This is a genomic window from Azospirillum sp. B510 (genome assembly GCF_000010725.1).
GTDB classification, from domain to species: Bacteria; Pseudomonadota; Alphaproteobacteria; order Azospirillales; family Azospirillaceae; genus Azospirillum; species Azospirillum lipoferum_B.
This window is the reverse complement of record NC_013854.1, coordinates 447,923-473,914: the sequence shown is the minus strand read 5'-3', so window position 1 is coordinate 473,914 and position 25,992 is coordinate 447,923. Positions and strand designations below refer to the sequence as shown.

Here is a 25,992-nt window from a genome sequence, read left to right as displayed (position 1 = left end):
TGGGAGACCGAACCGTGATCCCCGTCGTTATGCCCACATACGCCCGCGCCGATGTCGTTTTCGAGCGCGGTGAAGGTCCGTATCTCTACGCGACCGACGGGCGACGATTCCTCGACTTCGCCGCCGGCGTCGCGGTGAACGCCCTGGGTCACGCGCATCCCTATCTGGTGGAAAAGCTAACCGAGCAGGCGGGGAAGCTGTGGCACACCTCCAACCTGTTCCGCGTCGCCGGGCAGGAGAGCCTGGGCAAGCGCCTGACCGAGGTCACCTTCGCCGACACCGTGTTCTTCACCAACTCCGGTGCGGAGGCATGGGAATGCGGCGCCAAGACCGTCCGCAAGTACCATTATGACAGCGGCAACCCGCAGAAGAACCGCATCATCACCTTCGAGCAGGCCTTCCACGGCCGCACGCTGGGCGCCATCTCGGCCGCCAAGCAGGAGAAGCTGGTGCATGGCTTCGACCCGCTGCTGGACGGCTTCGACCAGGTGCCCTTCGGCGACCTCGACGCCGTGCGCGCCGCGATCACCCCCGCCACCGGCGGCATCTGCGTCGAGCCGATCCAGGGCGAGGGCGGCATCCGCGCCGGCTCGGTGGAGTTCCTGCGCGGCTTGCGCGCGCTGTGCGACGAGCATGGCCTGCTGCTGTTCCTCGACGAGATCCAGTGCGGCATGGGCCGCACCGGCAAGCTGTTCGCCCATGAATGGGCCGGTATCACGCCGGACGTCATGTGCGTCGCCAAGGGCATCGGCGGCGGCTTCCCGCTCGGCGCCTGCCTGGCGACCGAGCGCGCGGCGGCGGGCATGACCGCCGGCACCCACGGCTCGACCTATGGCGGCAACCCGCTGGCGACCGCCGTCGGCAACGCCGTGCTGGACGTGATGCTGGCGCCCGGCTTCCTCGACGAGGTGCGGAAGACCGCCGGCTATGCGCGCGCGCGCCTGGAGGAGCTGATCGCCAAGCATCCGGCGATGTTCCTGGACCTGCGCGGCCAGGGCCTGATGCTGGGCCTGAAGCTGGGCCAGCCGGTGGGCGAGGTGGTGGCGAAGCTGCGCGCCAACGGCCTGCTGGCGGTTCCGGCCGGCGACAATGTGGTGCGGCTGCTACCGCCCCTGACCATCGGCGAAGCCGAAGTGAACGAAGCCGTCGGGATTCTCGACCGGACGGCCCAGGAGTGTGTGGGATGAGTGGGGACGACAACAACAGCGTTCGGCATTTCCTCGATATCGACCGGATGGACGGCGCCACCCTGCGCCGCCTGCTCGACCATGCCGTCCGTATCAAGGCCGACCTGAAGAAGGACCGGCTGGCCCATTCCACCCTGCTGGCCGGCCGTTCGCTCGCCCTCATTTTCGAGAAGCCCTCGACCCGCACCCGCGTGTCGTTCGAGGTCGGCATGCAGCAGTTCGGCGGCAATGTCGTGGTGCTGAAGCCCGACGACATGCAGCTCGGCCGCGGCGAGACCATCGGCGACACCGCCCGCGTGCTGTCGCGCTTCGTCGACGCGGTGATGGTCCGCACCACCGGCGAGGAGCGGGTGCATGAGCTGGCGGCCCATGCCAGCATCCCGATCATCAACGGCCTGACCGACCAGACCCACCCCTGCCAGATCATGGCCGACCTGATGACCTTCGAGGAGCATCGCGGTCCGATCGGCGGCCGGACCGTGGCCTGGATCGGCGACTGCAACAATGTCGCCGTCAGCTGGGCGCATGCCGCCGTCCGCTTCGGCTTCGAGATGCGTCTGGCCTGCCCGAGCGTCTATGGTCCGTCGCCGGAGCTGCTGGCCTGGGCGGAGCGCGAGGGCGGCGGCCGTCTGGTCGTCACCGAATCGCCGGAAGAGGCGGTGCGCGGGGTCGACTGCGTCATCACCGACGCCTGGGCCTCGATGCACAACACCGACGTGGATGAACGCGCGGCGATCCTCGCCCCCTATCAGGTGAACGAGGCGCTGATGGCGCACGCCCACCATGATGCGCTGTTCATGCACTGCCTGCCGGCCCACCGGAACGAGGAGGTGACCGACGGCGTGATCGACGGCCGCCATTCGGTGGTCTGGGACGAGGCGGAGAACCGCCTGCACGCCCAGAAGGCCATCCTCGGCTGGTGCATGGGCGTGCTGGACTGACGCTCCACGTCCAACACTGACACGCCACGCTTTGTTTGGCCCTCTCCCGCCGCCGGGGGAGGGCCGAACTCGCATGGGTGCCCTGCCGCCCTTGATTAGCCCCCTGCCCGCCCCGATCTTCGGCCCTACGCCCGCATCACCGGTCTCTGTCTTAAGGAATGCGCCCTATGGACGATCCGTCCGTCCGCCCGCTCACCGATGATTTCGTCCTGCCGTTCCAGATCGAGGCGTCGCGCCTGCGCGGCCGCATCGTCAAGCTGGGGCCGGCGATCGACGAGATCCTGACCCGCCACGATTATCCGCCCACCGTCGCCCGCTTCCTGGCGGAGACGGCGACGCTGGCCGTGCTGCTCGCCAGCATGCTGAAATACGAGGGCATCTTCACCCTGCAAACCAAGGGCGACGGTCCGATCCGCCTGATGGTGGCCGACGTCACCTCGGTCGGTGACGTGCGCGCCTACGCCCAGTTCGATCCGGAAGCGCTGGCCAAGGCCGAGCGGGATGTCGACATCGCCCCGGCCGCGGCACTGCTGGGCAAGGGCTACATCGCCTTCACGGTGGACCAGGGGCCCGATACCGACCGCTACCAGGGCATCGTCGAGCTGTATGGCAAGACGCTGACCGACTGCGTCCAGCATTACTTCCGCCAATCCGAGCAGATCGACACCGGCCTGACCGTCTCGGTCGACCGCGCGGCGCTGCCGGACGGCTCCTTCGGGCCATGGCGCACCGGCGGCATCATGATCCAGCGCCTGCCGCAGGAACAGGGTCTGACCGCATCGGACAACGAGGACGATTGGCGCCGCGCCATGGCGCTGATGGCCAGCGTGTCCGGCGATGAACTGCTGTCGACCGAGCTGCCGGCCGCCGACCTGCTCTATCGCCTGTTCCATGAGGACGGGGTGCGCGTCTATGACGGCCATGCCCTGCGCTTCGGCTGCCGCTGCTCGCGCGAGCGGGTGGAGACCATGCTGCGCAGCCTGCCCCGCGAAGAGGTGCAGGAGTTGAAGATCGACGATGGCCGGGTCGAGGTGACCTGCCAGTTCTGTTCGACCGACTACCACTTCACCGACGCGGATCTCGACCGCGTGTATGGTCCCGCCGCCTGATCCCTTTTCCCGCTTGGGAATAGGCTCCCGCACCAGCGCGTTCATGGGGGCGCGGCGTCCGCGCCGCGCCCTTTCCCTTATCCGCCGACCTCCAGCCCCTCACCCGGAGCAATCATGCTGTCGCGCCGCCTTGCCCTTGCCGCCGGAACGGCCACCCTCCTGCTCGCCGCCTGCCAGAGCACACCGCCCCGGCCGGCGCCGCGCCCCATCGACTTCTCCAATTTCGGGCCGATCGTGCTGAACGCCGGCGGCATCGACGTGGTCGACGCCTACCGTCCGATCGGGGGCAAGCATGTGGAGGGCCGTTCCGCCGTTCCGCCGGCCGAGGCGGTGCGGCGCTGGGCGGCGGAGCGGTTGCAGACGGGCGGCGGCACTGGCCGCGTGCGCGTCACCATCCGCGACGCCAGCATCGTCGAGGTCCAACTGCCGACCAAGACCGGCATCACCGGCTATTTCACCAACGATCAGGCCCAGCGCTACGACGGCCGGATCGAGGTCGAGATCACCGGCGAGGTGCCGGACAGCGGCAATGGCGGCTTCCGCGGCGTGACCCGCGCCACCGTCACCCATTCCATGAGCGTGGCGGAGAACATCTCGCTGGCCGACCGCGAGGCCACCTTCCTCGACATCACCCGCCGGATGATGGAGGACCTGAACGCCCGGCTCGACGCCGGCATCCGCAAGGATCTGGCGCCGATGGTCCGGCGCTGATCGGTTCGTGACGGTTGGACCATGACAGTTGGCCCGGCTCTTGCGACGAGGCACCCGACATTTCGTCACAACGGAGAGTGCCCATGCCGAAATTCGACCTTTACGTCGTCCGGCCGCCGGAGGGATCGGCCACGATCACCGCCATCCCCGAGGAGAAACAGCAATCGTCCCAGGCGGCGCTCCGCAACCTCAGCCGCTCCGGCTGCGTGGTGAAGTCCCTGGGCGACATCGACCTGTCCTTCGTCAAGAAGTCGGAGGCGCAGATCAAGCTGGAACTGGCGGTGCGGCAGATGTTCGCCGCCTCCGCCTACAAGCCGCCGGTGTCGATCGTCTGGTGAAGGCTGTCCGGTGAAGACCACTTGGTGAAGACTGGCCGGTAGCGGCATGAGGCGGGTGATCTTGCGGGCGGGAGCGGCAGAAGCTGCCCCGCCCGCCGCCCGGTCGGCCATGTCGTCGGCAAAGTCTGTCCGGCAGAGTTTGCCCAGCGGACGTCGCGTCAGATTTCCAGCTGCATGCCCAGTTCGACCACGCGGTTGGGCGGGATGCAGAAATATTCCGACGCGCTCGACGACAGTTTCGACAGGAAGATGAACAGCGGCTCCTGCCAGCGCGGCAGGCCGGCCTTGCCATGGCTGCGGATCAGCGTCTCGCGGCTGACGAAATAGGTCGTCTCCATCGGCTCGAACGGCAATCCCGGAATGCGCCGGATCTCCAGCGCCTGCGGGATGTCCGGCTCGTCCTTGAAGCCGAAATGGACGATCAGCCGGAAGAAGCCGGCGGACAGCGCCTTCAGCTCGAAACGCTGGTCGTCCGGCACATGGGGCACATCCTCGATGTCGACGGTCAGCAGAACCACGCGCTGATGCAGCACCTTGTAATGCTTCATGCTGTGCAGCAGCCCCGGCGGCAGGCCGCGCGGGTTGCCGGTCAGGAAGACGGCGGTTCCCGGCACCCGCTGCACCGACCCGCTCTTCAGCCGCTCCAGCAGCATGTCGAAGGGCAGCGCATCCTCGGACAGCCGCTTGCGCACCACCTCGCGACCGCGCCGCCAGGTCGCCATCAGCAGGAAGACCAGCGCGCCGACCACCAGCGGGAACCAGCCGCCCTCCTCGACCTTGACCAGATTGGCCAGGAACAGGGCCATGTCGACGGTCAGGAACACCGCCAGCGCCAGCACCGCCTGCCACAGCTTCCAGCGGCCGAGCGAACGCGCCACCTTGTAGGCCAGCAGCGTGGTCGCCACCATGGTGCCGGTCACCGCGATGCCGTAGGCGGCGGCGAGGTTGCTGGAGGTGCGGAAGCTCAGTACCAGCAGGAGGACGCCGGCCAGCAGCAGCCAGTTGAGCTGCGGCATGTAGATCTGGCCCTTCTCATGCTCCGAGGTGTGGCGAACCTCCATCCGCGGCAGATAGCGCAGATGCATCGCTTGCAGCGTCACCGAATAGGCGCCGGAGATCACCGCCTGCCCGGCGATGACGGTGGCGGCGGTGGCCATCAGCAGCAGCGGCACCTGCGCCCATTCCGGCGCCAGATGGAAGAAGGGATTCTCGATCGCTTGCGGTTCGTGCAGCAGCAGGGCGCCTTGGCCGAAATAGCACAGCAGCAGCGACGGCAGCACGATGACGTACCAGGCCCAACGGATCGGCTTGCGGCCGAAATGGCCCATGTCGGCATAGAGCGCCTCGGCGCCCGTCACCGCCAGCACCACGGACCCCAGCAGAAGAAAGCCGTGCCAGCCGTGCTGGGACAGCATCTCCACCGCATGGCCGGGCCAGATCGCCCCAAGCACGGCGGGATAGCGAACGATCTGGCCGATGCCCAGCGCCGCCAGCGTCAGGAACCAGACCATCATCACCGGCCCGAACAGCTTGCCGACGCTCTCCGTGCCGAACCGCTGCAACACGAACAGCCCGACCAGGATGGTCAGGGTGATCGGGATGACATAGGCGTCCAGGGCGGGGGCGACGACATGCAGCCCCTCCACGGCGCTCAACACCGAAACGGCTGGGGTGATCAGGCTGTCGCCGTAGAACAGCGAGGCGCCCATCACGCCGATCGCCATGACGACCCCGGTGCGCCGGTGCCCCGGCCGCATGCCGCGCAGAGCCAGAGCGGTCAGCGCCAGGATGCCGCCCTCGCCCTGGTTGTCGGCGCGCATGATGAAGACGACATACTTCACCGTCACCGTGATGATCAGCGCCCAGAAGATCAGTGACAGCACGCCCAGAATGACCTCCGGCACCAGCGGGAAGCCGCCGCCCTCGGTCAGGCATTCGCGCAGCGTGTAGAGCGGGCTGGTGCCGATGTCGCCATAGACGACACCCAGCGCCCCCAGCGCGAGCGCGCGCAGCTTTGCCGCCTGCTCCCGCTCGTCCATGCTTGCTTCCATACCCGGTCCGCTCCGATCGTTTTCACACGCAGGGCCATGCCTAAGGTGGCTTGGCGTGCATGCGCAAGCACCGAATGGAGAAACTTGCGGCCCGCCAGCCCGATCCGCCGTCGTTTCCGCCATGCTGGGTTCGAAATGACATAGGGTGGCCGCGTCATTCGGCACCGTTGCATCGGCGGCGGGGGCATGCTTCCATCCTTGCTTGTACCGCTGACAGTCCCGAGCCGGCAGCCATGTCCAACGATCTCCTGTTCGCCTCGGACGAGTCTTTCCCCCCGCAGGACGCCCCTGCGGGGAGGGGGGAGGACGACTCCGGTGGCCCACCCTGGCTGATCCTGGTCGCCGACGACGAGCCGGAGGTGCATGCCGTCACCCGTCTGGCCCTGTCCCGCCTGCGCTTCCGCGGCCGTCCCGTCCGTCTGCTCGATTGCGCCAGCGCCGCCGAGGCCGAACGCATCCTGCGCGAGACGCCGGACATCGCGGTCATCCTGCTCGACGTGGTGATGGAGACCGAGGATGCCGGCCTGCGGCTGGTCCGCCGCATCCGCGAGGATCTGGGCAACCGCACCGTCCGCATCGTCCTGCGCACCGGCCAGCCGGCCAACGTGCCGGAGGAGGATCTGGTCCTCGCCTATGAGATCGACGGCTATACGGCGAAAACCGAACTGACCGCGCGGCGCCTGTTCACCGGCGTGGTCACGGCGTTGCGCGCCTATGCCGACATGGCGGCGCTGGAACAGCGGCTCACCGAGACCAACCGGGCCCTGGAGGAGGCGACCGTCCGCCTGAACCGCCTGGCGACGCTGGACCCGCTGACCGGCGTCTGGAACCGCCGCCGTTTTCTGGATCTGGCGGCGGCGGAACTGGCGCGGGCGCGGCGCTATGGCCGGCCGCTCGCCCTTTTTCTGCTCGATCTCGATGGCTTCGAGGCGGTCAACGACGCCCATGGCAACACCATCGGCGACGCGGTCCTGCGCGCGGTGGTGAAGCGGGTCCGGGCGGCCCTGCGCATCTCCGACCACATCGCCCGCTCCGGCGGCGACGAGTTCGTCGTGCTTCTGCCGGAAACCGATGCCGCCGGCGCCGCCGTGGTGGCGGAGCGGGTGCGCGCCGCCCTGGCCGGCAGCCCGGTCGCGGCCGAGGAGCGGGCGATCCCCGTCACCGCCAGCATCGGAATCGCCAGCTGGCTCCCCGACGAGCCTGGGGTCGAACAGACCCTGCATCGTGCCGAACGGGCGCTGCATGCCGCCAAGCGGGGCGGCCGCGACCGGGTGGAGCGGGCCTGAGTGCGGGTTCCCGCGCAGCCCGTTTCCGCCCCCACCGACCTGCATGTTTCATGTGAAATATCGTTACAGCGCCAAGATTGAACGGGGGCGAGCCAAGGGGTACTCCTATCCCTGGGGAGCATCAATCCAAGCAGGCATCCGGATGGATGCTCCGATCGGGGGGTCGCACATGTGGCAGGACTACACCAACGCGCTGATCACCGCCTTTGGACTGTCGGGCCTGGGCTTCGGCATCGGCAAGCTCGTCATCCTGTTCGGTGAGCGGGCGATCGAACGCCGCCACGGGTCGGAGGGGGTGCGCGACATCATCGCCCGCCGCGCCAAGATGGAAACCAAGTTCGAGGCCCGCCGCGCCGATCGCGTCCGCGAGCTGAAGGAGCTGGACGGCGCGGTCGAGGACGTGCTGCGCCGCCGCAAGGTGATGGAGCGTCAGGTCGAGGATGCGCGCCAGTCCGGCGAACGGCTGGTCCGCCTGATCGGCGAGGAGGTCCAGGGCTGCCCCTGCTATGTCGCCATGGTGGTGAACAAATATGTCGGCTCCGGCAACAGCCCGCAGAGCCAGAACACGCTGGTCGACCCGAGCTGGGCCCAACCGCAGATGATCGAGGTCTGGGCGCGCTCGATGGCGGAGGCCCGGACGGAGATCGAACGGCGCTACCCGCCCGCCTTCGGCTATGCGGTGACGCGGATGCAGGAATTCCTGTCCGCCGATACGCCGGTCGCCAAGGCCAGCTGACGCCCTCCTCCCGGCAACGGACACGCCCCGGAAACGGATCCGCCATGGACAGCATGCCCTACATCTTCGCCGGTCTGGTCGGCTTCGCCTCGCTGGCGGTGTCGCTGCTTCTGGCCTTGCGCCGCCTGAAGACGTCGGAGGAGCGGATCGCCACCGCCGTGTCCCGCAAACAGGCGCAGGTGGAGCGCATCAGGAAGGTCGCCCGCGTCACGCTCCGCCAGGCCCGCGACCTGCGCGACGCCCGCCGCCGCAAGGCGATGGCCGAATTGGGCTGCGAGGATCTCGAACAGCGCCTGAAGGCCGCCGGGGCGTCCGACCGCCGCATCTATGTGCTGGACGACCGCCGCACCCAGAAGGACCAGGGCTGGCTGCTGCGGGTGGTGAACATCGAATATGGCTCCCGGGTCAATTCCGGCCTCACCACCACCGCCCTGCACAGCTGGAAGCGTGGCCGGCGTTTCCTGGTCTGGGCGCTGGACGAGAAGAAGGCCCGCGAAAAGCTCCATTCCCGCTTCCCCGAGAACAAGGGCTTCACGGTGATGGGCGCGGAGTCCTATCTGGGATAGGCATGGCACCGGGTACCCCTCCCCCGCCACAATGATGACATAAGTCCCATTTCCGGACTATCATCCCCGCCGCAGCCATTCCTGCGCGCCGGGGAGCCTTGCCATGATCCGTTACGCCGAATTGCAGGTCGCCACCAGCTTCAGCTTTCTGGAGGGGGCCTCGCAGCCTGACGAGCTGGCGCTGACCGCCGCCGCGCTGGGGCTGGCGGCGGTGGGGGTGACGGACCGCAATTCGCTGGCCGGCGTGGTCCAGATGCATGTGGCGGCGAGGAAGCTGGGCATCCGTCCGCTGATCGGCTGCCGGCTCGACCTGACCGACGCCGGCGGCCTGCTGGCCTACCCGACCGACCGCGCCGCCTATGCCCGGCTGTCGCGCCTGCTGACGCTGGGCAAGCGGCGGGCGCCGAAAGGGGAGTGTTTCATCGCCCGCGCCGACGTGCTGGCCCATGCCGAGGGCATGCTGTTCCTGCTGCTGTCGCCCGACCGCCGCGACGAGTCCTTCCTGCGGGAATTGCGGGCCTGGCGCGGCGGGCTGGCCCGCGGACAGCTCTTTCTGGCGGCCAGCCACCGCTATCAGGGCGACGATTCCCGGCGGCTGCGCTGGCTGGCCGGACTGGCGGAGGCGGAGGGGGTGCCGCTGGTCGCGACCAACGACGTGCTCTATCACGGCGCCGGGCGGCGGGCGCTGGCCGACGTGATGACCTGCATCCGCCATCACACCAGCATCGACGAGGCGGGATGGCGCCTCTGCGCCAATGCCGAGCGCCACCTGAAGCCGGCCGTCGAGATGGCGCGCCTGTTCCGCGACCATCCCGAGGCCGTCGCCCGCACGGCGGAGATCGCCGACGCCTGCCGCTTCTCGCTGGACGAACTGCGCTACGAATATCCCGACGAGGTGGCGGAAGGCCGCGACCCGCAGGAGACGCTGGTGACGCTGACCTGGGAGGGGGCGGCCAAACGCTATCCGGCGGGGATTCCCGACCCGGTGCGCCAGACGGTGGAGCGCGAGCTGGCCCTGATCGCCGACCGCCGCTACGCCCCCTATTTCCTGACCGTCCACGACATCGTCAATTTCGCCAGGAAACAGGACATCCTGTGCCAGGGGCGCGGCAGCGCCGCCAACTCCGCCGTCTGCTACTGCCTGGGCATCACCTCGGTCGATCCGACCGAGGTCGATCTGCTGTTCGAGCGCTTCATCTCCGCCGCCCGCGACGAGCCGCCCGACATCGATGTCGATTTCGAGCATGAGCGGCGGGAGGAGGTGATCCAGTACATCTACCGCAAATACGGCCGCGACCGCGCCGGGCTGACCGCCACCGTCATCCGCTACCGCGCCCGCAGCGCCCTGCGCGAGGTCGGCAAGGCGATGGGGCTGTCAGCCGATCTGGTGGCGCGGCTGACCGGCTCGATCTGGGGCTGGAGCGGCCAGGGGGTGGACGAGGAGCGCGCCCGCTCGCTCGGTCTCGACCCCGACGACCCGCGCCTGCGGCGGACGCTGGAGCTGGCGCAGGAACTGACCGGCTTTCCCCGCCATCTGTCGCAGCATGTCGGCGGCTTCGTCATCACCCGCGGCCCGCTGTCCGACCTGTGCCCGGTCGCCAACGCGGCGATGGAGGACCGCACCACCATCGAATGGGACAAGGACGACATCGACGCGCTCGGCATCCTGAAGGTCGATGTGCTGGCGCTGGGCATGCTGACCTGCATCCATCGCACCTTCGACATGATCGAGCGGCTGCATGGAACGCGCTGGACGCTGGCCACCATCCCCCAGAACGACCCGGCGGTGTACGGAATGCTGGGGCGGGCCGACAGCCTGGGCGTCTTCCAGGTCGAAAGCCGGGCGCAGATGAGCATGCTGCCCCGGCTGAAGCCGACCTGCTTCTACGATCTGGTGATCGAGGTCGCCATCGTCCGCCCCGGCCCGATCCAGGGCGGCATGGTCCATCCCTATCTGCGCCGCCGCAGCGGGGCGGAACCGGTGACCTACCCGATGCCACGGCTCGAACCGGTCCTGCACCGGACGCTGGGCGTGCCGCTGTTCCAGGAGCAGGCGATGAAGGTCGCCATGGTCGGCGCCGGCTTCAGCGGGGAGGAGGCCGACCAGTTGCGCCGCGCCATGGCCGCCTTCCGCAAGACCGGGCAGGTCCGCCGCTTCCACGACAAATTCATCGCCGGCATGACCGCCAACGGCTGCGATGCCGCCTTCGCCGAGCGCTGTTTCCAGCAGATCGAGGGCTTCGGCGAATATGGCTTCCCGGAAAGCCACGCCGCCAGCTTCGCCCTGCTGGTCTATGTCTCGGCCTGGATCAAGCGCCATCACCCCGCCATCTTCGCCGCCGCCCTGCTGAACAGCCAGCCGATGGGCTTCTACGCCCCGGCGCAGATCGTCCGCGACGCCCGCGAGCATGGCGTCACCGTGCTGCCGCCCGATGTGAACCTGTCGGGCTGGGACTGCGCGGTGGAGGCGGGAGAGACGGGACTCACCCTCCGCCTCGGCCTGCGCCTGATCCGGGGCGTGACCGAGGACCACGCCGACGCCATCGTCCTCTCCCGCGCCGGCGGCTACCGCGACCCCTACGACCTGTGGCGCCGCGCCCGCCTGCCGGTCGCCACGCTGGAAAAGCTCGCCAGGGCCGACGCCTTCCGCTCGGTCGGGCTGGACCGGCGGGCGGCACTGTGGGCGGTGCGGGCGCTGGGCGACGCGCCGCTGCCGCTGTTCGCGCGGCTCGACGGCCCAATGGCCGGGGAACCCGACGCCCCACTGCCCGCCATGGCGCTGGGCGAGCATGTGGTGATGGATTACGGCAGCCTGTCGCTGTCCTTGAAGGCCCACCCGCTGGCCCTGCTGCGCGACGGCCTGCCCGGCGTCACCCCGGCGGAACGGCTGGCCCGGACCCGCGACGGCCGGCGGCTGACCACCGCCGGTCTGGTGCTGGTGCGCCAGCGGCCGGGCAGCGCCGCCGGCGTCGTCTTCCTGACGCTGGAGGACGAGACCGGGATCGCCAACCTCGTCGTCATGCCCGACCTGTTCGAGACCTTCCGCCGCCCGATCATGACGGCGCGGCTGATGGCCGCCACCGGCCGGGTGCAGAGCCACGAGGGAGTGGTGCATCTGCGCGTGGAGTCGCTGGTCGACCTGACCCACCGGCTGGCCGAGTTGACCGGGGAGGACCGCCCCGCCCCGCCGAGGGAGGCCGCCGGCTCCTTCTCCAAGGGCCGCAACTTCCACTGAGGGTGGCTGGCAGGTTTTATTCGGGACCGCCGATAGCTCCTGACATCACGCTGTCAGGAGGGGGTGTGCTATCAAGGGGGCGTGCCGGCACGAACCACGAACATTCCTCTCCCCTCTGTCAGGAGTCCGTTCCATGGCCTTCCCGCACGTCGTCACCTGGTTTGAAATCCCCGTCGCCGATCTCGCCCGCGCCGTCCGCTTCTACGAGACGGTCTTCGCCACCAAACTGATCCAGGAACCCTGCCCCGGCGGCATGACCATGGCCGTCTTCCCGGCGGAGGGCGACGCGGTCAAGGGTTGCCTGATCCAGCATGAGGCCTGCAAGCCCAGCGCCGACGGCACCACCGTCTATCTGAACGGCGGCGACGACCTGTCCGCCCCGCTGGCCCGCGCCGAGCAGGCCGGCGCCGCCATCGTCGTGCCGAAGACGCTGATCACGCCGGAGATCGGCTATTTCGCCCAATTGATCGACAGCGAGGGCAACCGCATCGGCCTGTTCTCGATGCACTGACGCCCAAAGCCGCCGCCCCAAAGCCGCCGCCATGCGCCGCGCCGACCGCCTGTTCCAGATCGTCCAGCATCTCCGCAAGGGGCGGCTGGTGACGGCTGGCGAGTTGGCGCGCTGCCTGGAGGTGTCGGAGCGCACCGTCTACCGCGACATGCGCGACCTCGCCGCCTCCGGCGTGCCGGTGGAGGGCGAGGCCGGCGTCGGCTATCTGCTGCGCGACGGCTACGACCTGCCGCCGCTGATGTTCACCCGGGACGAGGTGGAGGCGCTGGTGGTCGGCGCCCGCCTCGCCCGCGCCTGGGTCGGCGGCGCTCTCGCCGATGCCGCCGCCCGCGCGCTCGACAAGGTCGAGGCGGTGGTGCCGGAGGCGCGGCGGCGCGAGCTGGCCGACAGCCGCGTCTTCGTCCCGGATTTCTCCTTCCCCGCCGCCCTGCGCGACCGGATGGACGTGCTGCGCTGCGCCATCAACGCCCGGCGCGTCGTGCTGTTCGACTACCGGCGCCAGGACGGCACCCATTCCGCCCGCGCGGTCCAGCCGCTCGGCCTGTTCTTCTGGGGCCGGGTGTGGACGCTGGGCGCCTGGTGCGAACTGCGCGAAGAGTTCCGCAGCTTCCGCATCGACCGCATGGAGACCCTGATGGCGCTGGAGCGCCGCTTCGACGAGACCCCCGGACGCGGGCTGGCGGATTACCTCGCCCGCTGGCGCGAGGACGGTTGCCGGCCGGGATAGCCCCTCCTTACCCCCCTTCGCCGCGGAAGGGGCGCGACAGCAGCCCGTCGATGGTCTCGTCCAGCCCGGCGCCGCGGTTCAGGATGGCGTCGACGGCGCCGCAGATCGGCATGTCGACCCCCCGCTTCGCCGCCAGCCCGACCACGGCGGCGGCGGTGTAGACCCCCTCCGCCACCGAGCGGCGCACCGCCAGGATGTCGGCCAGCGCCTTGCCCTCGCCCAGCGCCGCCCCCAGCGACATGTTGCGCGATTGCAGGCTGGAGCAGGTCAGCGTCAGATCGCCCAGCCCCGACAGCCCCATCAGCGTCTCCGCCCGGCCGCCGAGCGCCAGCGCCAGCCGGGTGATCTCCGCCAGCCCGCGGGTGATCAGCGCCGCCCGCGCGTTGTCGCCCAGCCGCCGCCCCTCGACGACGCCGCAGGCGATCGCCAGCACATTCTTCACCGCCCCGCCGACCTGGGAGCCGATGACGTCGTCCGAGCGGTAGGGCCGGAAGGTGCGGCTGCCCAGCGCCGCGACCAGCGCCGTGCCGAGCGCCCCGTCGGCGCAGGCCAGCGTCACCGCCGTCGGCAGCCCGCGCGCCACCTCCGCCGCGAAGGTCGGGCCGGACAGGATCGCCACCGGGTTGCCGGCGGGCAGGGAGGCGGCGACCGCCTCGCTCATCAGCGCGTGGCTGTCCAGCTCGATCCCCTTGGCGCAGACGACGACGGGCACACCCGGCTTCAGCAGCGGCGCCATCCGCGCGGTGACGCCGCGCGCATGCTGGGCCGGCGACACCAGCAGCACGGCGTCGCACCCGCCGAGATCGGCAAGGTCGCCGGTGATGCGCAGCGCGTCGGGCAGCGGCACGCCGGGCAGATAGTCGCGGTTCTCGCGGCGCAGGCTCATCGCCTCCACCACCGCCGGCTCCCGTGCCCACAGCAGCGTCTCGCGCCCGGCCCGCAAGGCCGCCAGCGCCAGCGCCGTCCCCCAGGCGCCGCCGCCGACGACGCCGACGCGGTGAAGGGGGGAGGGGGGCATCATTGTCATCTCACCACTATCCAATCCGGTCAAAATCCTCTCCCGCCTCGGGAGAGGGGGATTTTCACGCCTTCACCCCCGCGCCGACCCCGGCGCGCCCGATCACCGGCGCCGCGTCCGGGTCGAGCGGCCAGCGCGGACGCGGGGCGAAGTTCAAGGGATCGCTCCCGCCCAGCCGGAAGCGCTCGATCCCGGCCCAGGCGATCATCGCGGCGTTGTCGGTGCACAGGCGCAGCGGTGGCGCGACGAACGGCATGCGCTGCGTCTGCGCCAGCATCGACAGCCGGCTGCGGATCGCCTTGTTGGCGGCGACGCCGCCGGCCACCACCAGGGCGCCGCCCTGCGGATGCTCCTCCTTGAAGCGGCGGATGGCGCGGGCGCAGCGGTCGGCCAGCACCTCCGCCACCGTCGCCTGGAAGGCGGCGGCGAGGTCGTTGCGGTCGGCCTCCGTCAGCGTGCCCCCCAACTCCTCCACATGGCGCCGCACCGCGGTCTTCAGCCCGGAGAAGGAGAAGTCGCAGCCCGGACGGCCCAGCATCGGCCGCGGCAGGCTGAAGCGCGCCGGATCGGTCGCCCGCGCCGCCGCCTTCTCCACCAGCGGCCCGCCGGGATAGCCCAGCCCCAGCAGCTTGGCGGTCTTGTCGAACGCCTCGCCGACCGCGTCGTCGATGGTGGTGCCGAGCCGGCGGTAACGCCCGACCCCCTCCACCGCCAACAGCTGGCAATGGCCGCCCGACACCAGCAGCAGCAGATAGGGAAAGGCGACGCCGTCGGTCAGCCGCGCGGTCAGCGCATGGCCTTCCAGATGGTTGACGGCGACGAAGGGCAGTCCGCGCGCCGCGGCGATGGCCTTGGCGGTCATCACCCCGACGATGACGCCGCCGATCAGCCCCGGCCCGCCGGTGGCCGCCACCGCGTCGAGGTCGCCGAAGCCGATCCCGGCCTCGGCCATGGCGCGGCGGATCAGCCCGTCGAGATGCTCCAGATGGGCGCGGGCGGCGATTTCCGGAACGACGCCGCCATAGGGCGTGTGGTCGTCCAGCTGCGACAGCACGACGTCGGCGCGGATTTCACGCGCGTCGGTGACGATCGCGGCGGCCGTCTCGTCGCAGCTCGTTTCGATTCCAAGAACGATCATGGCGCCAAATTAGCCGCCTTGGCCGTCCGGGTATAGGGCGGAGTTGCGCCCGCCCCCGCCCGATACCCCGCCGCGGGCCGCGCGCCCGGAATTTGATCCGCCTCAATCTTATGTATGGGAAACAGACGAATCCTTGCAAAGCTGCGCGGATCCCCTAGAACTCGGGCCCATGACGACCCACCCGCTCCGTATCGGGACGCGCGGCAGCCCGCTGGCGCTGGCGCAGGCCCATGAAACCCGCGACCGCCTGATCGCCGCCCATCCGCATCTCGCGGCGCCCGGCGCCATCGAGATCGTCGTCTTCAAGACCACCGGCGACCGCATCCTCGACCGCACCCTGGCGGAGGCCGGCGGCAAGGGCCTGTTCACCAAGGAGCTGGAGGAGGCGCTGTTCGACGGCCGCGCCGACCTCGCCGTCCATTCGATGAAGGACGTGCCGACCCAGCTTCCCGACGGGCTGGAGATCGCCACCCTGCTGCCGCGCGAGGATCCGCGCGACGCCTTCTTCTCCCGCTCCGGCGGCGGTCTGGCCGACCTGCCGGCCGGCGCCGTGGTCGGCACCGCCGGGCTGCGCCGCCAGGCCCAGGTGCTGGAGCTGCGTCCCGACCTGAGGATTTTCCCGCTGCGCGGCAATGTGCAGACCCGGTTGTCCAAGCTCGACGCCGGCGAGGTCGACGCCACCCTGCTGGCGCTGGCCGGCCTGCGCCGCCTCGGCCTGACCGGCCGCATCAGCGCGGTGCTGGAACCGGAAACCATGCTGCCGGCGGTGGCCCAGGGCGCCATCGGCATCGAGATCCGCAGCGCCGACGACGCCACCCGCGCCCTGCTCGCCCCGCTGAACTGCGCCGAGACCATGGTCCGCGTCACGGCGGAGCGGGCGCTGCTCGCCGCGCTGGACGGGTCCTGCCGCACCCCGATCGCGGCACTGGCCCTGCTGGACGGCGACGCGCTGCATCTGCGCGCCAAGGTGCTGTCCTGCGACGGCCGCAGCATCTTCCGGGCGGAGCGGCGCGGCAAGGCGGCGAACGCCGAGTCGCTTGGCGCCGACGCCGGGGCCGAGATCCGGGCGCAGCTTCCGCCCGATTTCTTCGCCGCCACCCCGCACTGACCCTCCACTCCGGGAGGTTTTCCGCATGACGGAAAAGCAGCCCGCCCGTCCCGTCCCGTCCCCGTCCCGCCCCCGTACGCGTCTGCTGGTGACGCGTCCGGCGGAGGACGCCGAGCCGCTGGTCCGGCGGCTGGAGGCGCTCGGCCACGACACGGCAGTGGAACCGATGCTGTCGATGGTCTGGCTCGACGGGCCGGAGCCCGACCTTTCCGACGTACAGGCGCTGCTCTTCACCAGCGCGAACGGCGTACGGGCATACTCCAAACGTACGAGCCGGCGCGACCGTCCGGTGCACGCCGTCGGCGACGCCACGGCGCGGGCGGCGCGGGCCGCCGGCTTCACCATGGTCGACAGCGCGTCGGGCGACGTGTACGCGCTGGCCGGGCGCGTCCGCGCCCTGCGCGATCCGTCCGCCGGTACGCTGCTGCATGTGGCGGGAAGCAAGGTCGCCGGCGACCTTGCCGGCTTGCTGGGCGCCGCCGGCTTCATGCTGCGGCGCAGCGTGATGTACGACGCCGTACCCGCGCTAACCCTGTCGGATGAGACCGCGACATTTTTGCGTACGTCCGGTTTGGACGGCGTGCTGTTTTTCTCTCCCCGTACCGCTTCATCCTTTGTTAGGTTGCTGGCCGGGGCGGGACTGGTCGATCGTTGTCGTACGGTCGACGCGTTCTGCCTCAGCCCCGCGGTCGCGGAGGCTGCCTGTGCGTACGGCGACGGGGGAGCGGTGCCGTGGAAGAGCGTACGGGTGGCGGCGCGGCCAGAGCAGGACTCCCTGCTCGATCTGTTGCCGGTCGCCGGGTAACCCCGGCGCGGTCCGGCCGTACGGCTTACCTCCGCCCGGCGCGTCCGGTGGGGATCTCGGCCGGACGGGGGACGAGGGGGACCGGTCAGGGGGCTGTGACGTTGAAACGAACAACAGCGAACCGAAGGTACAGCCCATGACCTCTCGTCCAGGCTCCGAACGCCCCGGCGCCGGCCCAGGCCCCGACCGTGACGGCGACGGCGCCAGCACCGGCAATGCGGCGGTCGACCGCATCGTCGAACGTTTCGGCGGCATCCGCCCGATGGCCAACAAGCTCGACACCCCGGTGACCACGGTCCAGGGCTGGAAGAAGCGGGGCGCGATCCCGCTGGCCCGCCATGCCGACCTCCGCGCCGCCGCCGCCAAGCACCGCATCAAGCTCGACGACGCCGACCTGGACGCCGCCACCCCCAGCGAGGACCGGCAGGCCGACGCCTCCGTCGCCGCCGTCCCGGCCGAAACCACCATCGACGTCACCCCGGTGGCGGAGCCGGCACCTTCCACGGCCGCTTCCCCGGCCGACGGCGGTCCGGCCGCCGACACGCCCCCACCCGGACCGGTGACCGAACTGCGATCGGCCGACGCCCTGATTCCGCCGGTCACGCCGGTTGGCGCCGCCGACAGCCTTGCCGACGCGCCGAAGAACGGCACGGAAAAGGCCGGCGCGGATAAGGACAAACCGACGACCACCGCCGGCGGCGCGGGCTACAGCCGCGGCGCCAATGCCGAACCGGTGCGCCCGACCATCGCCCCGACCCCGTCCTATCTCGAGGAACCGCGGCCCAGCGGCGGCTTCGCCGCGGCATTGTCGGTCGTCGCCCTGCTGGTCGGCGCCGCGGCATTGTCGGAACCCTGGTGGGGTCCGGCCCTGCCCGGCTGGCCGGCCACCTCCGCCGCGAGCGGCGCGTCCGCCCCGGCCGACCCGGCCCTGCGCGCGCAGATCCAGCAGCTCGCCGACCGCGTCGGCAAGCTGGAGCAGCGGCCGGCGGCGGCCGGCGGCGGCAACGCCGACCTCTCCGCGCTGGCCCAGCGGATCGACGCGCTGGAGAAGCGCCCGGCCGCCGGTGCCGATGCCGGCGACGCCCAGAAGGCGCTGGCCGACCGCCTCGCCGCCCTGGAGCAGAAGGTCACCGCCGCCGCCGGCGGCGCCCAGGCCGCCCAGGATCTGCGCGGCGAGGTCGTGGCGCTGACTCAGCAGATCGCCGGCATCAAGCAGACCGTCAGCGAACGGCAGGACGCCGCCAGCACCGCCCAGGCGCTGGTGCTGGCCGCCGGCCAGCTGCGCGCCGCCCTGTCGGGCGGGCAGCCGTTCCAGCAGGACCTCCAGGCGGTTCGCGCGCTCGGCCTCTCCGACCCTGGCGTGACCCAGCCGCTCGACGCCGTGGCGCCCTATGCCGCCAAAGGCATCCCGACCCGCGCCCAACTGACCGACCGCTTCCAGCCGCTGGCCGGCGAGATCGTCCGGGCCGAGGTGCGCGGCGAGGGCAACGGCTGGATCGATTCGGCGGTCGGCAAGCTGTCCACCCTGGTCACCGTGCGCCGTGAGGGCGGCGGGGTGGTCGGCACCACCGCCGACGCCGTCGTCGCCCGCGCCGAGGCGGATCTCGCCGCCGGCAACCTCGCCAAGGCGGCGGAGGAGCTGTCGGCGCTCCAGGGTCCGGCGGCGCAGGCCGCCGCCGCGTGGCTGGCCGACGCCAAGGCGCGCCTGGCCGCCGATCAGGCCGCGCGCCAGCTGAACGACCGCGCCATCGCCCTGATGACCACCGCCGCCGGCGGGAAAGGGGCGGCCCAATGATCCGCGCCCTCTGGTTCCTTCTGAAGCTCGCGGTCGTCATCGCGATCGCGATCTGGCTCGCCGACCGTCCCGGCAGCGTCAGCGTCCATTGGCTGGGCTACGCCGTCGAGGCGCCCTTCTGGGTCGCCCTGCTGGTTCTGCTGGCGGCGCTGGGCCTCGCGGCGCTGGGCTACCGCCTGCTGCGCGGCACGATCCGCCTGCCGCAGCGCCTGCGCCGCCACAGCCGCGCCCGCCGGCGCGAGCGCGGCTATCGCGCGCTGACCCAGGGCATGGTCGCCATCGCCGCCGGCGACGCGCCGACCGCGCGCAAGATGGCGCGCAAGGCCGACGTGCTGCTGAACGAGCCGCCGCTGACCATGCTGCTGTCGGCCCAGGCCGCCCAGTTGCAGGGCGACGAGCGCGCCGCCAAGCAGTATTTCACCGCCATGCTGGAACGGCCGGAAACCGCCTTCCTCGGCATGCGCGGGCTGCTGACCCAGGCGATCAAGTCGGGCGACCGGGTGGAGGCGCTGACGCTCGCCCGCAAGGCGCGCGGGCTGCAACCCAACACGCCTTGGCTGCTCGGCACGCTCTATGACCTGGAGGCGCGGGCCGGTGACTGGGCCGCCGCCGAGGGCACGCTGCAACAGGCGATCCAGGCCGGGGCGATGCCGACCGAGGAGGGCCGCCGCCATCGCGTCGTCCTGCTGCTCGAGCGCAGCTTCGAGGCGGAACGCCGCGGCCGCGCCGACGCCGCCCTGTCGCACGCCCAGGCGGCGCACGACCTGATGCCGGGCTTCGCCCCCGCCGCGGTGCGTCTCGCCCGTCTCCAGGTCGCCGCCGACCGGCTGAAGCCGGCCGCCAAGGTGGTGGAGCGGGCCTGGCGCCACGAGCCCCATCCGGAGCTCGCCGACATCTACGGCACCATCGTCGCCAGCTATGACGCGCTGACCCGTGTCCGGCTGTTCCAGAAGCTGGTGCGGCAGGCCCCCGACTCGGCCGAGTCGCATCTCGCCGTCGCCCGCGCCGCCATCGACGCCCAGCTCTGGGGCGAGGCGCGCCAGCATCTGGAGCGCGCCATGGAGATCGGCCCGACCCGCCGCACCTACCGGCTGATGGCCGCGCTGGACCGCGGCGAGCGCCATGACGAGGAGGTGGCGAAGGACTGGCTGGCCAAGGCCGCCAACGCGCCGGAGGATCCGGTGTGGACCTGCGGCTCCTGCGGGGCGGTCAGCCATAACTGGGGCGGGCTGTGCGGCCATTGCGGCGCCTTCGACAGCCTGAGCTGGAAGGCCCCGACGGTCGCCGTCCCGCTGATGGAAGCGACCGACCTCCCCCCGGCCCTCGCCCGCCCGGCGACGGCGTGACGACAAGCCGTTGAAGAACGCCCTCTCCCCCCGGGGAGAGGGCGTTTTTATTTCCCTTACCGCATCCCCTCCGGCCCGACGCGATCCAGCGGCAATTCCTTCATCGCCACCAAACGGTCCAGCAGACGGTCCCCGGCAGGCGGAACCGAGGCAGGCGGAGCCGCGGCCCTGGCGGCGCCGGCGATGCCGGCGGCCTCCACAACGGGGGCGGCGTTCTCCAACCGGGTGTTGTCGATGCGGTAGTCGCCGCCGGACAGGCTGTTGACCAGCTGCTCCTTCGGCGACGGCCCGGCCACGACGTTGCCGTCCGCCACATTGCCATGCATGCGGCCGGCCGGGCCGGCGCCGGGCACCCACTCCAGCCGCAGGAAGCGGTCCTTGCCGTCATTCATCACCGTGACGTTGTCGGCCACCCGGTTGTTGTCGCCGCCATGCAGGAAGATCGCCGCCATGCCGGTGTTGGCCAGCAGGTTGCCCTGAACCGTCACCCCGCTGGTCATGTCGTCCAGATAGATGCCGAAGCCCTTGTAGCGGACCAGCCACTGGCCCTGGGCGTCGGTGGCGAGGCCGCCGGTGTCGCGGATGTCGTTGAAGCGGATGACGCTGCGGGTGTCGTTGCCGCTGCGGCCCAGCATCTCGATGGCGCCGGCGTCGGCGCTCTGGCGCGCCGTGTCACGGATGCGGTTGAACTCGATGGTGTTGTCGCTGTTCACCGTCTGCGGGTTCCAGTTCTTGATCGAGATGCCGTAGCGGGCCGAACGGCGGATGTCGTTGTGGGCGATCAGCGTGTCGCGGATGCCGGCGCCCATCACCCCGCCACTGAAGAAGCGCACCTCGCCGATGTCGCCGATGCGGTTGGCGAGGATGCGGTTGCCGTTGCTGCCCGGCGCCAGCACCACGCCCGACCGGCCGAGATGCTCCATCCGGTTGCCCGACACCTCGCTGCCGCCGGCCCCGTCCAGCATCACCGCGGTGCCGACCAGGGCGAAGCGGTTGCCGGCGATGCGCGCGCCGCCGCCACCCTTCACCACCACCGCGTTGCCGTCCCAGGGCACGTCGGTGAAGGTCAACCCGTCCACCGTCACGTTGCGGGCATTGTCCAGCCGCAGCAGCACCGGCTGCCGCGCCACCACCAGCTCCGCCCCCGCGGCGTTCACCCCGGCCGGCGGCTTGACCAGAAGCCGTTTGGCCCCGGCGTCCCAGGCGAACTCGCCCGGCCGCGTCAGGAAATCGGGATGGCCGAGCAGCCGCACCGTGGAGCCGTCGCGGTAGGGATACTGCCCGTCGCCGCCGAAGCTCAGCAGCCCGCCCGGATCGGCGGACACCACGTCCAGCAGGTCGTCGGACAGCCGTTCGCGGTCCAGCGCCTGCGCCCGCACCCCCGGCCCGGCCCAGCCGGCCTTCAGCAAGCCGGGCGGCAGCCGCATCTGGCGCTTGCTCCCCTGGCTTTTGGGATCGGACTGGACCGCCCTGGCCGGGAACCAGCCGCTGCGCGGGTCGCCGGGGTTGAAATCGCCGCTGCGCGCCGCATCCAGCCGCCGAGCGTCACCGGGGCCGCCGATCGCGACGTCCAGCCCCGGATCGCGCGCCAGCGGCGCCGACAACACGCCGTCGGCCATCCGGGCGCCGCCAACCGCTTCGCCGCCCGACAGCACCGGCCGCTCCCCCTCCACCGCGGTCAGCCGCAGCCCCGGCAGCGAGCCGTCCACCACCAGCGGCGCGGTCAGCCGATAGGTGCCGCCATGCAGCCGCACAATGACCGGGCCGCTTCCCTTGGCGGCGGCCAGCGCGCGGGCCGGGGTGGCGAAGGGACCGTCGCGCCCGTCCGGCGACGGCTGTGACAGGCGTCCCGACCAGCGGTCGTTGCCGGTGGGCGAGACATAGAAGGTGGTGCTGGCGAAGCTGGTGTCGGCCGCGATTGCCGGCCCCCCTCCGGCAACCGGGAGCAGAACCGCGCAGGTCAGGAAAAGCCGAGGCAGGATTTGGGCCGCTCCACGTCGAAAACGAGGGTGGGAACGGAACATGGGAGAACCTCCTCAAAGACGGCGGCGATGCCGCCGATGGGCCTCAAAACCAGCGGCGAGGCCGCCGGTGGAGGGAGACTGACCCAGCCCCGCCGCACCGGCAAAAGCGCGAAGGGGGTGTGCGGGTGCGAAGGGGCCACGCCCTCTGCACCCCTGCCGGCCCGGAACGGGGCGTATAGGCTGGCCGCTCCCGTCAGCCGCTTTCCAAGGACGCCCCCGACCGGGGACGGTTTGCCGATGATCGAAATGGCGCTGATCGCGCAGGTCCTGGTTCTGGTGCTGGTGACCGCCGTGTTCCTCAGCTCCGGCAGCGCATCGATGTTCCATCCGATGACGCTGTATCTGATCTTCCACGCCCTGGTCTTCGTCATGCGGCCGATCCTGGTCCACACCCAGCATTTCGACGATGTCTGGCTGTTCATGGGCTTCTGGCCGGACGAACGGCAATTCGTCATGACGCTGGTGGTCAGTTCGGTCGGACTGATCGCCTTCGCCGCCGCCTGCGTCTGGGCCGGTCTGGCCCGGCCCGACTGGACCCCGGACGGCGAACCGGCGCCCGGCTTCACCTTCGACCGCGTCGACATCGTCGCCTTCCTGACCACGGCGGCGCTGCTCGCCCCGCTCGCCATCTATTCGGCGGTCCAGCGCCAGGCCGGCGCCAGCTTCGACGGCACCGGCGACGTGCAGATGGAGCGCGATCCGCTGACCGGCCAGCCGATCTACACCAACACCACCGGCTACATCGCCGAGGCCCATTCGATGGGCCTGCCGCTGACCCTGGGACTGATCTGGGTCTGCCGCTTCCACCCGCTGTCCTTCATCCCCTTCGCCGGCTTCGTCGCCTACCGCGCCTATCTCGGCTGGGGCCGCTGGGCGATCATCATGGGCATCCTCGGGCTGGTGCTGCTGCTGCTCTACCGCAGCCGCAGCAAATGGTTCCGGCTGTGGCATGTGCTGGCCGCCATCCCGGTGCTGGGGCTGTTCACCGTGCTCGGCAACAACCGCGACGCCTTCCGCGACGTGCTGGCGGGCGACGCCCCGGTCTCCGTCCTCTTCCGGTTCAACGGCGGCAGCGGCGGCGGCCGGGCGCTCGACGCGCTGGCCGGTCAGGATTTGGCCAATTTCGACTTCCTCGCCTATATCCTGTGGGTGGTGCCGAAACAGTCGGCGACCTACACCTGGTTCACCCAGTATCTGCAACTGTTCACCGAACCGATCCCGCGCCTGCTGTGGCCGGGCAAGCCGGTGGGGGCGCCGGTGAAATGGGTGGACCTCAACGATTACGGCGTCTTCTACAACCTGACCACCTCGCTGCCCGGCGACGGCTGGATGAGCGCCGGCTGGATCGGCATGGTCGTCACCATGGTCGTGGTCGGGCTGATCCTGGGCCGGCTGCACCGCTGGTTCTGGACCAGCGGATTCCGCAACCGCTACGCCGTGCTGTTCTATTGCGCCTTCCTGCCGCTGTGCCTGCAATGGTTCCGCGACGGCAACATCACCATCGTGAAGTTCGGCTTCTTCTCGCTGCTGCCGATCCTGCTGTGGATCGCGCTGACCCGCGCCTTGCGCGCCTGGGGGATCCTGGACGACGACCCGCTGGGTCCGGTGGTGGCCCCGCCCAATCCCGCAACACGCTTCGCCGGCGGCCCCCGGCCGTCCTTGGCCAGAAGGGAGCCGTCATGACGCTGACCGTCAGCGCCGTCATCGCCACCTACAACCGCGGGCCGGAACTGCGCATCGCGCTGACCCGGCTGATGGCCCAGACCACCCCGCCGATGGAGATCATCGTCATCGACGACGGCTCCAGCGACGGCACCGGCGCGATGATGCGGGCGGAGTTCCCGGCCGTCCGCTATGTCCGCCAGCCGCACAATGGCGGGCTGATCCTGGCCCGCAACTTCGGCTTCGTGAATACGAGCGGCGACTGCATCCTGTCGGTGGACGACGACAGCTGGTTCGCGGAGCCGGACGGGCTGGCCCGCTGCGTCGCCCATCTGGAAAGCCATCCCGAGGTCGCCGCCGTCGCCTGCAACATCGAGACGCGCGACGGGCTGGTCTATTTCCCCAGGAATGCCGCCCCCTTCGATGTGCCCTGGTATGTCGGATGCGGCCATCTGCTGCGGCGCAGCGCGGTCGAGCGGGTCGGCCTCTACATGCCCGAGCTCTATCGCCAGGGCGAGGAGAAGGACCGTTGCCTGCGGCTGGTCGGCGCCGGCTTCCGCGTCGTGGCCCTGCCCGATGTGATGGTCTACCACGACAAGAGCGAGAAGGGCCGCAAGCCGGGACTGGAGCGCTTCTACAACCACCGCAACGACCTGATCCGCGAGGTGGCGCGCTGCCCCGCCCCGCTGATGGCATGGCGGCTGGCGCGGAGCTGGGCCGGCAACAGCTGGAAGAACCTGCGCCACGGCCCGCGCCTGACCGACCTGAAGGTGCTGCTGGCTCTGCCGGAGATCCTGCGCATCGGGCTGAAGCATCGGGCGCCGGTCGGCGTCGGGGCCTACCGGCGCTGGCTGCATCTGGCGAGGACGGCGGCGCCGGCCAGCGCGGCGCCCGCCGACAAAGCCGTCAGCCGGGCCGCATCCCGCCCAGTTGCAGCAGAACGGCCCAGCCCAGCACGATCAGAGTGACGGTCAGCGTCATCGCCATCCCCGGCGCCCGGGCGAAGGGATGGATAAGATAGCCGGCCCAGAACAGCAACCGGCCAAGCACGAACAGTCCGGTCGCCACCGCCGCCGCCGCCAGCGAGGGCTGCGGCAGGGTGGCGACCAGACCGGCCAGCGCCGGGAGGAAGATGGCGGATTGCTCCACGCTGTTGGACAGCACCCGCTGGCAGATGCGCTGCCCGCGCGATTCGGGATCGTCGATCGGGTTGAGCGCGGCATGGCGCCCACGCATCGCCATCACGCCGCCGACCATCAGGAACAGCACCAGCGCCGGCCAGACCGCCAGCCTCGCCCACAGCGCCATCCGCGCCGCCGGCGAGGATACCCCGTCCGGCGGCGCCACCAGCGACAGCAGCAGGACGAACAGCAGAACCGTCAGCGCGCCGGCCGCCCCGTTCACCAGCAGGGCGCGGAAGACCAGGCCTTTGCGCCCGTGGGAAGCTTGCGGGCGGGCGGCTTGCGGGCGAAGACCGGTATCGGACATCTGGGTGGGGCTCCGTCGAAGGCCGGGAAGGCGGCGCGTGGACGACAGGGGCGGCCCGCCCCATCCGATGCGGGAACGGCCACGCCCTGTCCTTTTATCCAATAACGGCCCAGCCCGTGATTTGGATCAAGGCCGGGTGAGCGTCCTGGGTGTCCGATATCGCTGTGTTCGACAGCACATCCTGGGGATTGCCCTGATGGAGAGGGATGT

Annotated in this window: 22 protein-coding genes; 17 read left to right on the top strand and 5 right to left on the bottom strand. The window is 70.6% G+C overall.

The genetic code is table 11. The features are described from left to right. The first annotated feature begins 14 nt into the window (after nucleotides 1–14). From AZL_RS02205 to AZL_RS02185, 5 genes are all read left to right on the top strand, one after another. Entirely contained in the window at nucleotides 15–1,187 is a 1,173-nt protein-coding gene (locus AZL_RS02205) for an aspartate aminotransferase family protein (protein WP_012973044.1), read from the top strand. After that, entirely contained in the window at nucleotides 1,184–2,128 is a 945-nt protein-coding gene (argF, locus tag AZL_RS02200; RefSeq protein ID WP_012973043.1) for an ornithine carbamoyltransferase, read from the top strand. Before AZL_RS02205 ends, argF begins: the two co-directional genes overlap by 4 nt. A gap of 167 nt (nucleotides 2,129–2,295) precedes the next feature. Beyond that, the gene (locus AZL_RS02195) at nucleotides 2,296–3,237 is read left to right on the top strand and encodes an Hsp33 family molecular chaperone (protein ID WP_042442377.1); all 942 of its coding nucleotides are present in this window, start codon (nucleotides 2,296–2,298) and stop codon (nucleotides 3,235–3,237) included. 114 nt (nucleotides 3,238–3,351) lie between these two features. Then, nucleotides 3,352–3,948 (top strand): hypothetical protein, encoded by a 597-nt coding sequence (locus AZL_RS02190; protein ID WP_012973041.1) that lies wholly within the window; start codon nucleotides 3,352–3,354, stop codon nucleotides 3,946–3,948. 83 nt (nucleotides 3,949–4,031) lie between these two features. Next, a complete protein-coding gene (locus tag AZL_RS02185; RefSeq protein WP_042442375.1) occupies nucleotides 4,032–4,286 on the top strand; it encodes a hypothetical protein in 255 nt (84 codons plus the stop codon). A 158-nt stretch (nucleotides 4,287–4,444) separates the two neighbouring features. Here the strand turns inward: AZL_RS02185 and AZL_RS02180 are convergent, their stop codons facing one another. After that, nucleotides 4,445–6,337, bottom strand: a complete 1,893-nt coding sequence (locus AZL_RS02180) for a potassium transporter Kup (RefSeq protein ID WP_012973039.1) — start codon at nucleotides 6,335–6,337, stop codon at nucleotides 4,445–4,447. A 233-nt stretch (nucleotides 6,338–6,570) separates the two neighbouring features. Here AZL_RS02180 and AZL_RS02175 point away from each other — a divergent pair, with 233 nt between their 5' ends. The 6 genes from AZL_RS02175 to AZL_RS02150 all read left to right on the top strand — a co-directional run bounded on the left by AZL_RS02175 (nucleotide 6,571) and on the right by AZL_RS02150 (nucleotide 13,398). Then, complete coding sequence (locus AZL_RS02175) at nucleotides 6,571–7,623, top strand: GGDEF domain-containing response regulator (RefSeq protein ID WP_012973038.1); 1,053 nt, start codon at nucleotides 6,571–6,573, stop codon at nucleotides 7,621–7,623. A gap of 142 nt (nucleotides 7,624–7,765) precedes the next feature. Beyond that, nucleotides 7,766–8,359 (top strand): hypothetical protein, encoded by a 594-nt coding sequence (locus tag AZL_RS02170; protein WP_247894251.1) that lies wholly within the window; start codon nucleotides 7,766–7,768, stop codon nucleotides 8,357–8,359. 44 nt (nucleotides 8,360–8,403) lie between these two features. Beyond that, entirely contained in the window at nucleotides 8,404–8,925 is a 522-nt protein-coding gene (locus AZL_RS02165; protein ID WP_012973036.1) for a hypothetical protein, read from the top strand. 103 nt (nucleotides 8,926–9,028) lie between these two features. Continuing rightward, complete coding sequence (locus AZL_RS02160; protein ID WP_012973035.1) at nucleotides 9,029–12,160, top strand: error-prone DNA polymerase; 3,132 nt, start codon at nucleotides 9,029–9,031, stop codon at nucleotides 12,158–12,160. 133 nt (nucleotides 12,161–12,293) lie between these two features. Continuing rightward, on the top strand, nucleotides 12,294–12,671 hold the full coding sequence (locus AZL_RS02155; RefSeq protein WP_012973034.1) for a VOC family protein: 378 nt from the start codon (nucleotides 12,294–12,296) through the stop codon (nucleotides 12,669–12,671). Between the two features lie 31 nt (nucleotides 12,672–12,702). After that, nucleotides 12,703–13,398 (top strand): helix-turn-helix transcriptional regulator, encoded by a 696-nt coding sequence (locus AZL_RS02150; RefSeq protein ID WP_012973033.1) that lies wholly within the window; start codon nucleotides 12,703–12,705, stop codon nucleotides 13,396–13,398. A 7-nt stretch (nucleotides 13,399–13,405) separates the two neighbouring features. Here AZL_RS02150 and AZL_RS02145 read toward each other — a convergent pair whose 3' ends face one another. Next, nucleotides 13,406–14,425 carry an NAD(P)H-dependent glycerol-3-phosphate dehydrogenase gene (locus tag AZL_RS02145; protein WP_012973032.1) on the bottom strand — a complete coding sequence of 340 codons (1,020 nt, stop codon included), beginning with the start codon at nucleotides 14,423–14,425 and terminating at the stop codon, nucleotides 13,406–13,408. A gap of 55 nt (nucleotides 14,426–14,480) precedes the next feature. Further along, the gene (tsaD, locus tag AZL_RS02140; RefSeq protein ID WP_012973031.1) at nucleotides 14,481–15,554 is read right to left on the bottom strand and encodes a tRNA (adenosine(37)-N6)-threonylcarbamoyltransferase complex transferase subunit TsaD; all 1,074 of its coding nucleotides are present in this window, start codon (nucleotides 15,552–15,554) and stop codon (nucleotides 14,481–14,483) included. Nucleotides 15,555–15,723: 169 nt separating this feature from the next. Here tsaD and hemC point away from each other — a divergent pair, with 169 nt between their 5' ends. From hemC to AZL_RS02120, 4 genes are all read left to right on the top strand, one after another. Next, complete coding sequence (hemC, locus tag AZL_RS02135; protein ID WP_012973030.1) at nucleotides 15,724–16,662, top strand: hydroxymethylbilane synthase; 939 nt, start codon at nucleotides 15,724–15,726, stop codon at nucleotides 16,660–16,662. Between the two features lie 25 nt (nucleotides 16,663–16,687). After that, complete coding sequence (locus AZL_RS02130; protein WP_012973029.1) at nucleotides 16,688–17,467, top strand: uroporphyrinogen-III synthase; 780 nt, start codon at nucleotides 16,688–16,690, stop codon at nucleotides 17,465–17,467. A gap of 136 nt (nucleotides 17,468–17,603) precedes the next feature. Then, a complete protein-coding gene (locus tag AZL_RS02125) occupies nucleotides 17,604–19,262 on the top strand; it encodes a COG4223 family protein (protein ID WP_042442368.1) in 1,659 nt (552 codons plus the stop codon). Further along, on the top strand, nucleotides 19,259–20,608 hold the full coding sequence (locus AZL_RS02120; protein WP_012973027.1) for a heme biosynthesis protein HemY: 1,350 nt from the start codon (nucleotides 19,259–19,261) through the stop codon (nucleotides 20,606–20,608). The genes AZL_RS02125 and AZL_RS02120 overlap by 4 nt, the downstream gene beginning before the upstream one ends. A gap of 56 nt (nucleotides 20,609–20,664) precedes the next feature. On the opposite strand, the gene AZL_RS02115 is transcribed toward AZL_RS02120, so the two are convergent. Next, on the bottom strand, nucleotides 20,665–22,632 hold the full coding sequence (locus AZL_RS02115) for a right-handed parallel beta-helix repeat-containing protein (RefSeq protein ID WP_012973026.1): 1,968 nt from the start codon (nucleotides 22,630–22,632) through the stop codon (nucleotides 20,665–20,667). Nucleotides 22,633–22,869: 237 nt separating this feature from the next. Here AZL_RS02115 and AZL_RS02110 point away from each other — a divergent pair, with 237 nt between their 5' ends. After that, nucleotides 22,870–24,315, top strand: a complete 1,446-nt coding sequence (locus AZL_RS02110) for a membrane protein (protein WP_042442365.1) — start codon at nucleotides 22,870–22,872, stop codon at nucleotides 24,313–24,315. Next, nucleotides 24,312–25,262, top strand: a complete 951-nt coding sequence (locus AZL_RS02105; RefSeq protein ID WP_012973024.1) for a glycosyltransferase family 2 protein — start codon at nucleotides 24,312–24,314, stop codon at nucleotides 25,260–25,262. The genes AZL_RS02110 and AZL_RS02105 overlap by 4 nt, the downstream gene beginning before the upstream one ends. Here AZL_RS02105 and AZL_RS02100 read toward each other — a convergent pair. Further along, on the bottom strand, nucleotides 25,201–25,782 hold the full coding sequence (locus AZL_RS02100; protein WP_012973023.1) for an MAPEG family protein: 582 nt from the start codon (nucleotides 25,780–25,782) through the stop codon (nucleotides 25,201–25,203). The genes AZL_RS02105 and AZL_RS02100 overlap by 62 nt on opposite strands. Between the last annotated feature and the right edge of the window lie 210 nt (nucleotides 25,783–25,992).

Bases quoted from the DNA above. Each gene is read 5' to 3' on its own strand.
- argF (WP_012973043.1), top strand. From the start codon at position 1,184: ATGAGTGGGGACGACAACAACAGCGTTCGGCATTTCCTCGATATCGAC.
- AZL_RS02195 (WP_042442377.1), top strand. From the start codon at position 2,296: ATGGACGATCCGTCCGTCCGCCCGCTCACCGATGATTTCGTCCTGCCG.
- AZL_RS02190 (WP_012973041.1), top strand. From the start codon at position 3,352: ATGCTGTCGCGCCGCCTTGCCCTTGCCGCCGGAACGGCCACCCTCCTG.
- AZL_RS02185 (WP_042442375.1), top strand. From the start codon at position 4,032: ATGCCGAAATTCGACCTTTACGTCGTCCGGCCGCCGGAGGGATCGGCC.
- AZL_RS02180 (WP_012973039.1), bottom strand. From the start codon at position 6,337: ATGGAAGCAAGCATGGACGAGCGGGAGCAGGCGGCAAAGCTGCGCGCG.
- AZL_RS02175 (WP_012973038.1), top strand. From the start codon at position 6,571: ATGTCCAACGATCTCCTGTTCGCCTCGGACGAGTCTTTCCCCCCGCAG.
- AZL_RS02170 (WP_247894251.1), top strand. From the start codon at position 7,766: ATGGATGCTCCGATCGGGGGGTCGCACATGTGGCAGGACTACACCAAC.
- AZL_RS02165 (WP_012973036.1), top strand. From the start codon at position 8,404: ATGGACAGCATGCCCTACATCTTCGCCGGTCTGGTCGGCTTCGCCTCG.
- AZL_RS02160 (WP_012973035.1), top strand. From the start codon at position 9,029: ATGATCCGTTACGCCGAATTGCAGGTCGCCACCAGCTTCAGCTTTCTG.
- AZL_RS02155 (WP_012973034.1), top strand. From the start codon at position 12,294: ATGGCCTTCCCGCACGTCGTCACCTGGTTTGAAATCCCCGTCGCCGAT.
- AZL_RS02150 (WP_012973033.1), top strand. From the start codon at position 12,703: ATGCGCCGCGCCGACCGCCTGTTCCAGATCGTCCAGCATCTCCGCAAG.
- AZL_RS02145 (WP_012973032.1), bottom strand. From the start codon at position 14,425: ATGACAATGATGCCCCCCTCCCCCCTTCACCGCGTCGGCGTCGTCGGC.
- tsaD (WP_012973031.1), bottom strand. From the start codon at position 15,554: ATGATCGTTCTTGGAATCGAAACGAGCTGCGACGAGACGGCCGCCGCG.
- hemC (WP_012973030.1), top strand. From the start codon at position 15,724: ATGACGACCCACCCGCTCCGTATCGGGACGCGCGGCAGCCCGCTGGCG.
- AZL_RS02130 (WP_012973029.1), top strand. From the start codon at position 16,688: ATGACGGAAAAGCAGCCCGCCCGTCCCGTCCCGTCCCCGTCCCGCCCC.
- AZL_RS02125 (WP_042442368.1), top strand. From the start codon at position 17,604: ATGACCTCTCGTCCAGGCTCCGAACGCCCCGGCGCCGGCCCAGGCCCC.
- AZL_RS02120 (WP_012973027.1), top strand. From the start codon at position 19,259: ATGATCCGCGCCCTCTGGTTCCTTCTGAAGCTCGCGGTCGTCATCGCG.
- AZL_RS02115 (WP_012973026.1), bottom strand. From the start codon at position 22,632: ATGTTCCGTTCCCACCCTCGTTTTCGACGTGGAGCGGCCCAAATCCTG.
- AZL_RS02110 (WP_042442365.1), top strand. From the start codon at position 22,870: ATGATCGAAATGGCGCTGATCGCGCAGGTCCTGGTTCTGGTGCTGGTG.
- AZL_RS02105 (WP_012973024.1), top strand. From the start codon at position 24,312: ATGACGCTGACCGTCAGCGCCGTCATCGCCACCTACAACCGCGGGCCG.
- AZL_RS02100 (WP_012973023.1), bottom strand. From the start codon at position 25,782: ATGTCCGATACCGGTCTTCGCCCGCAAGCCGCCCGCCCGCAAGCTTCC.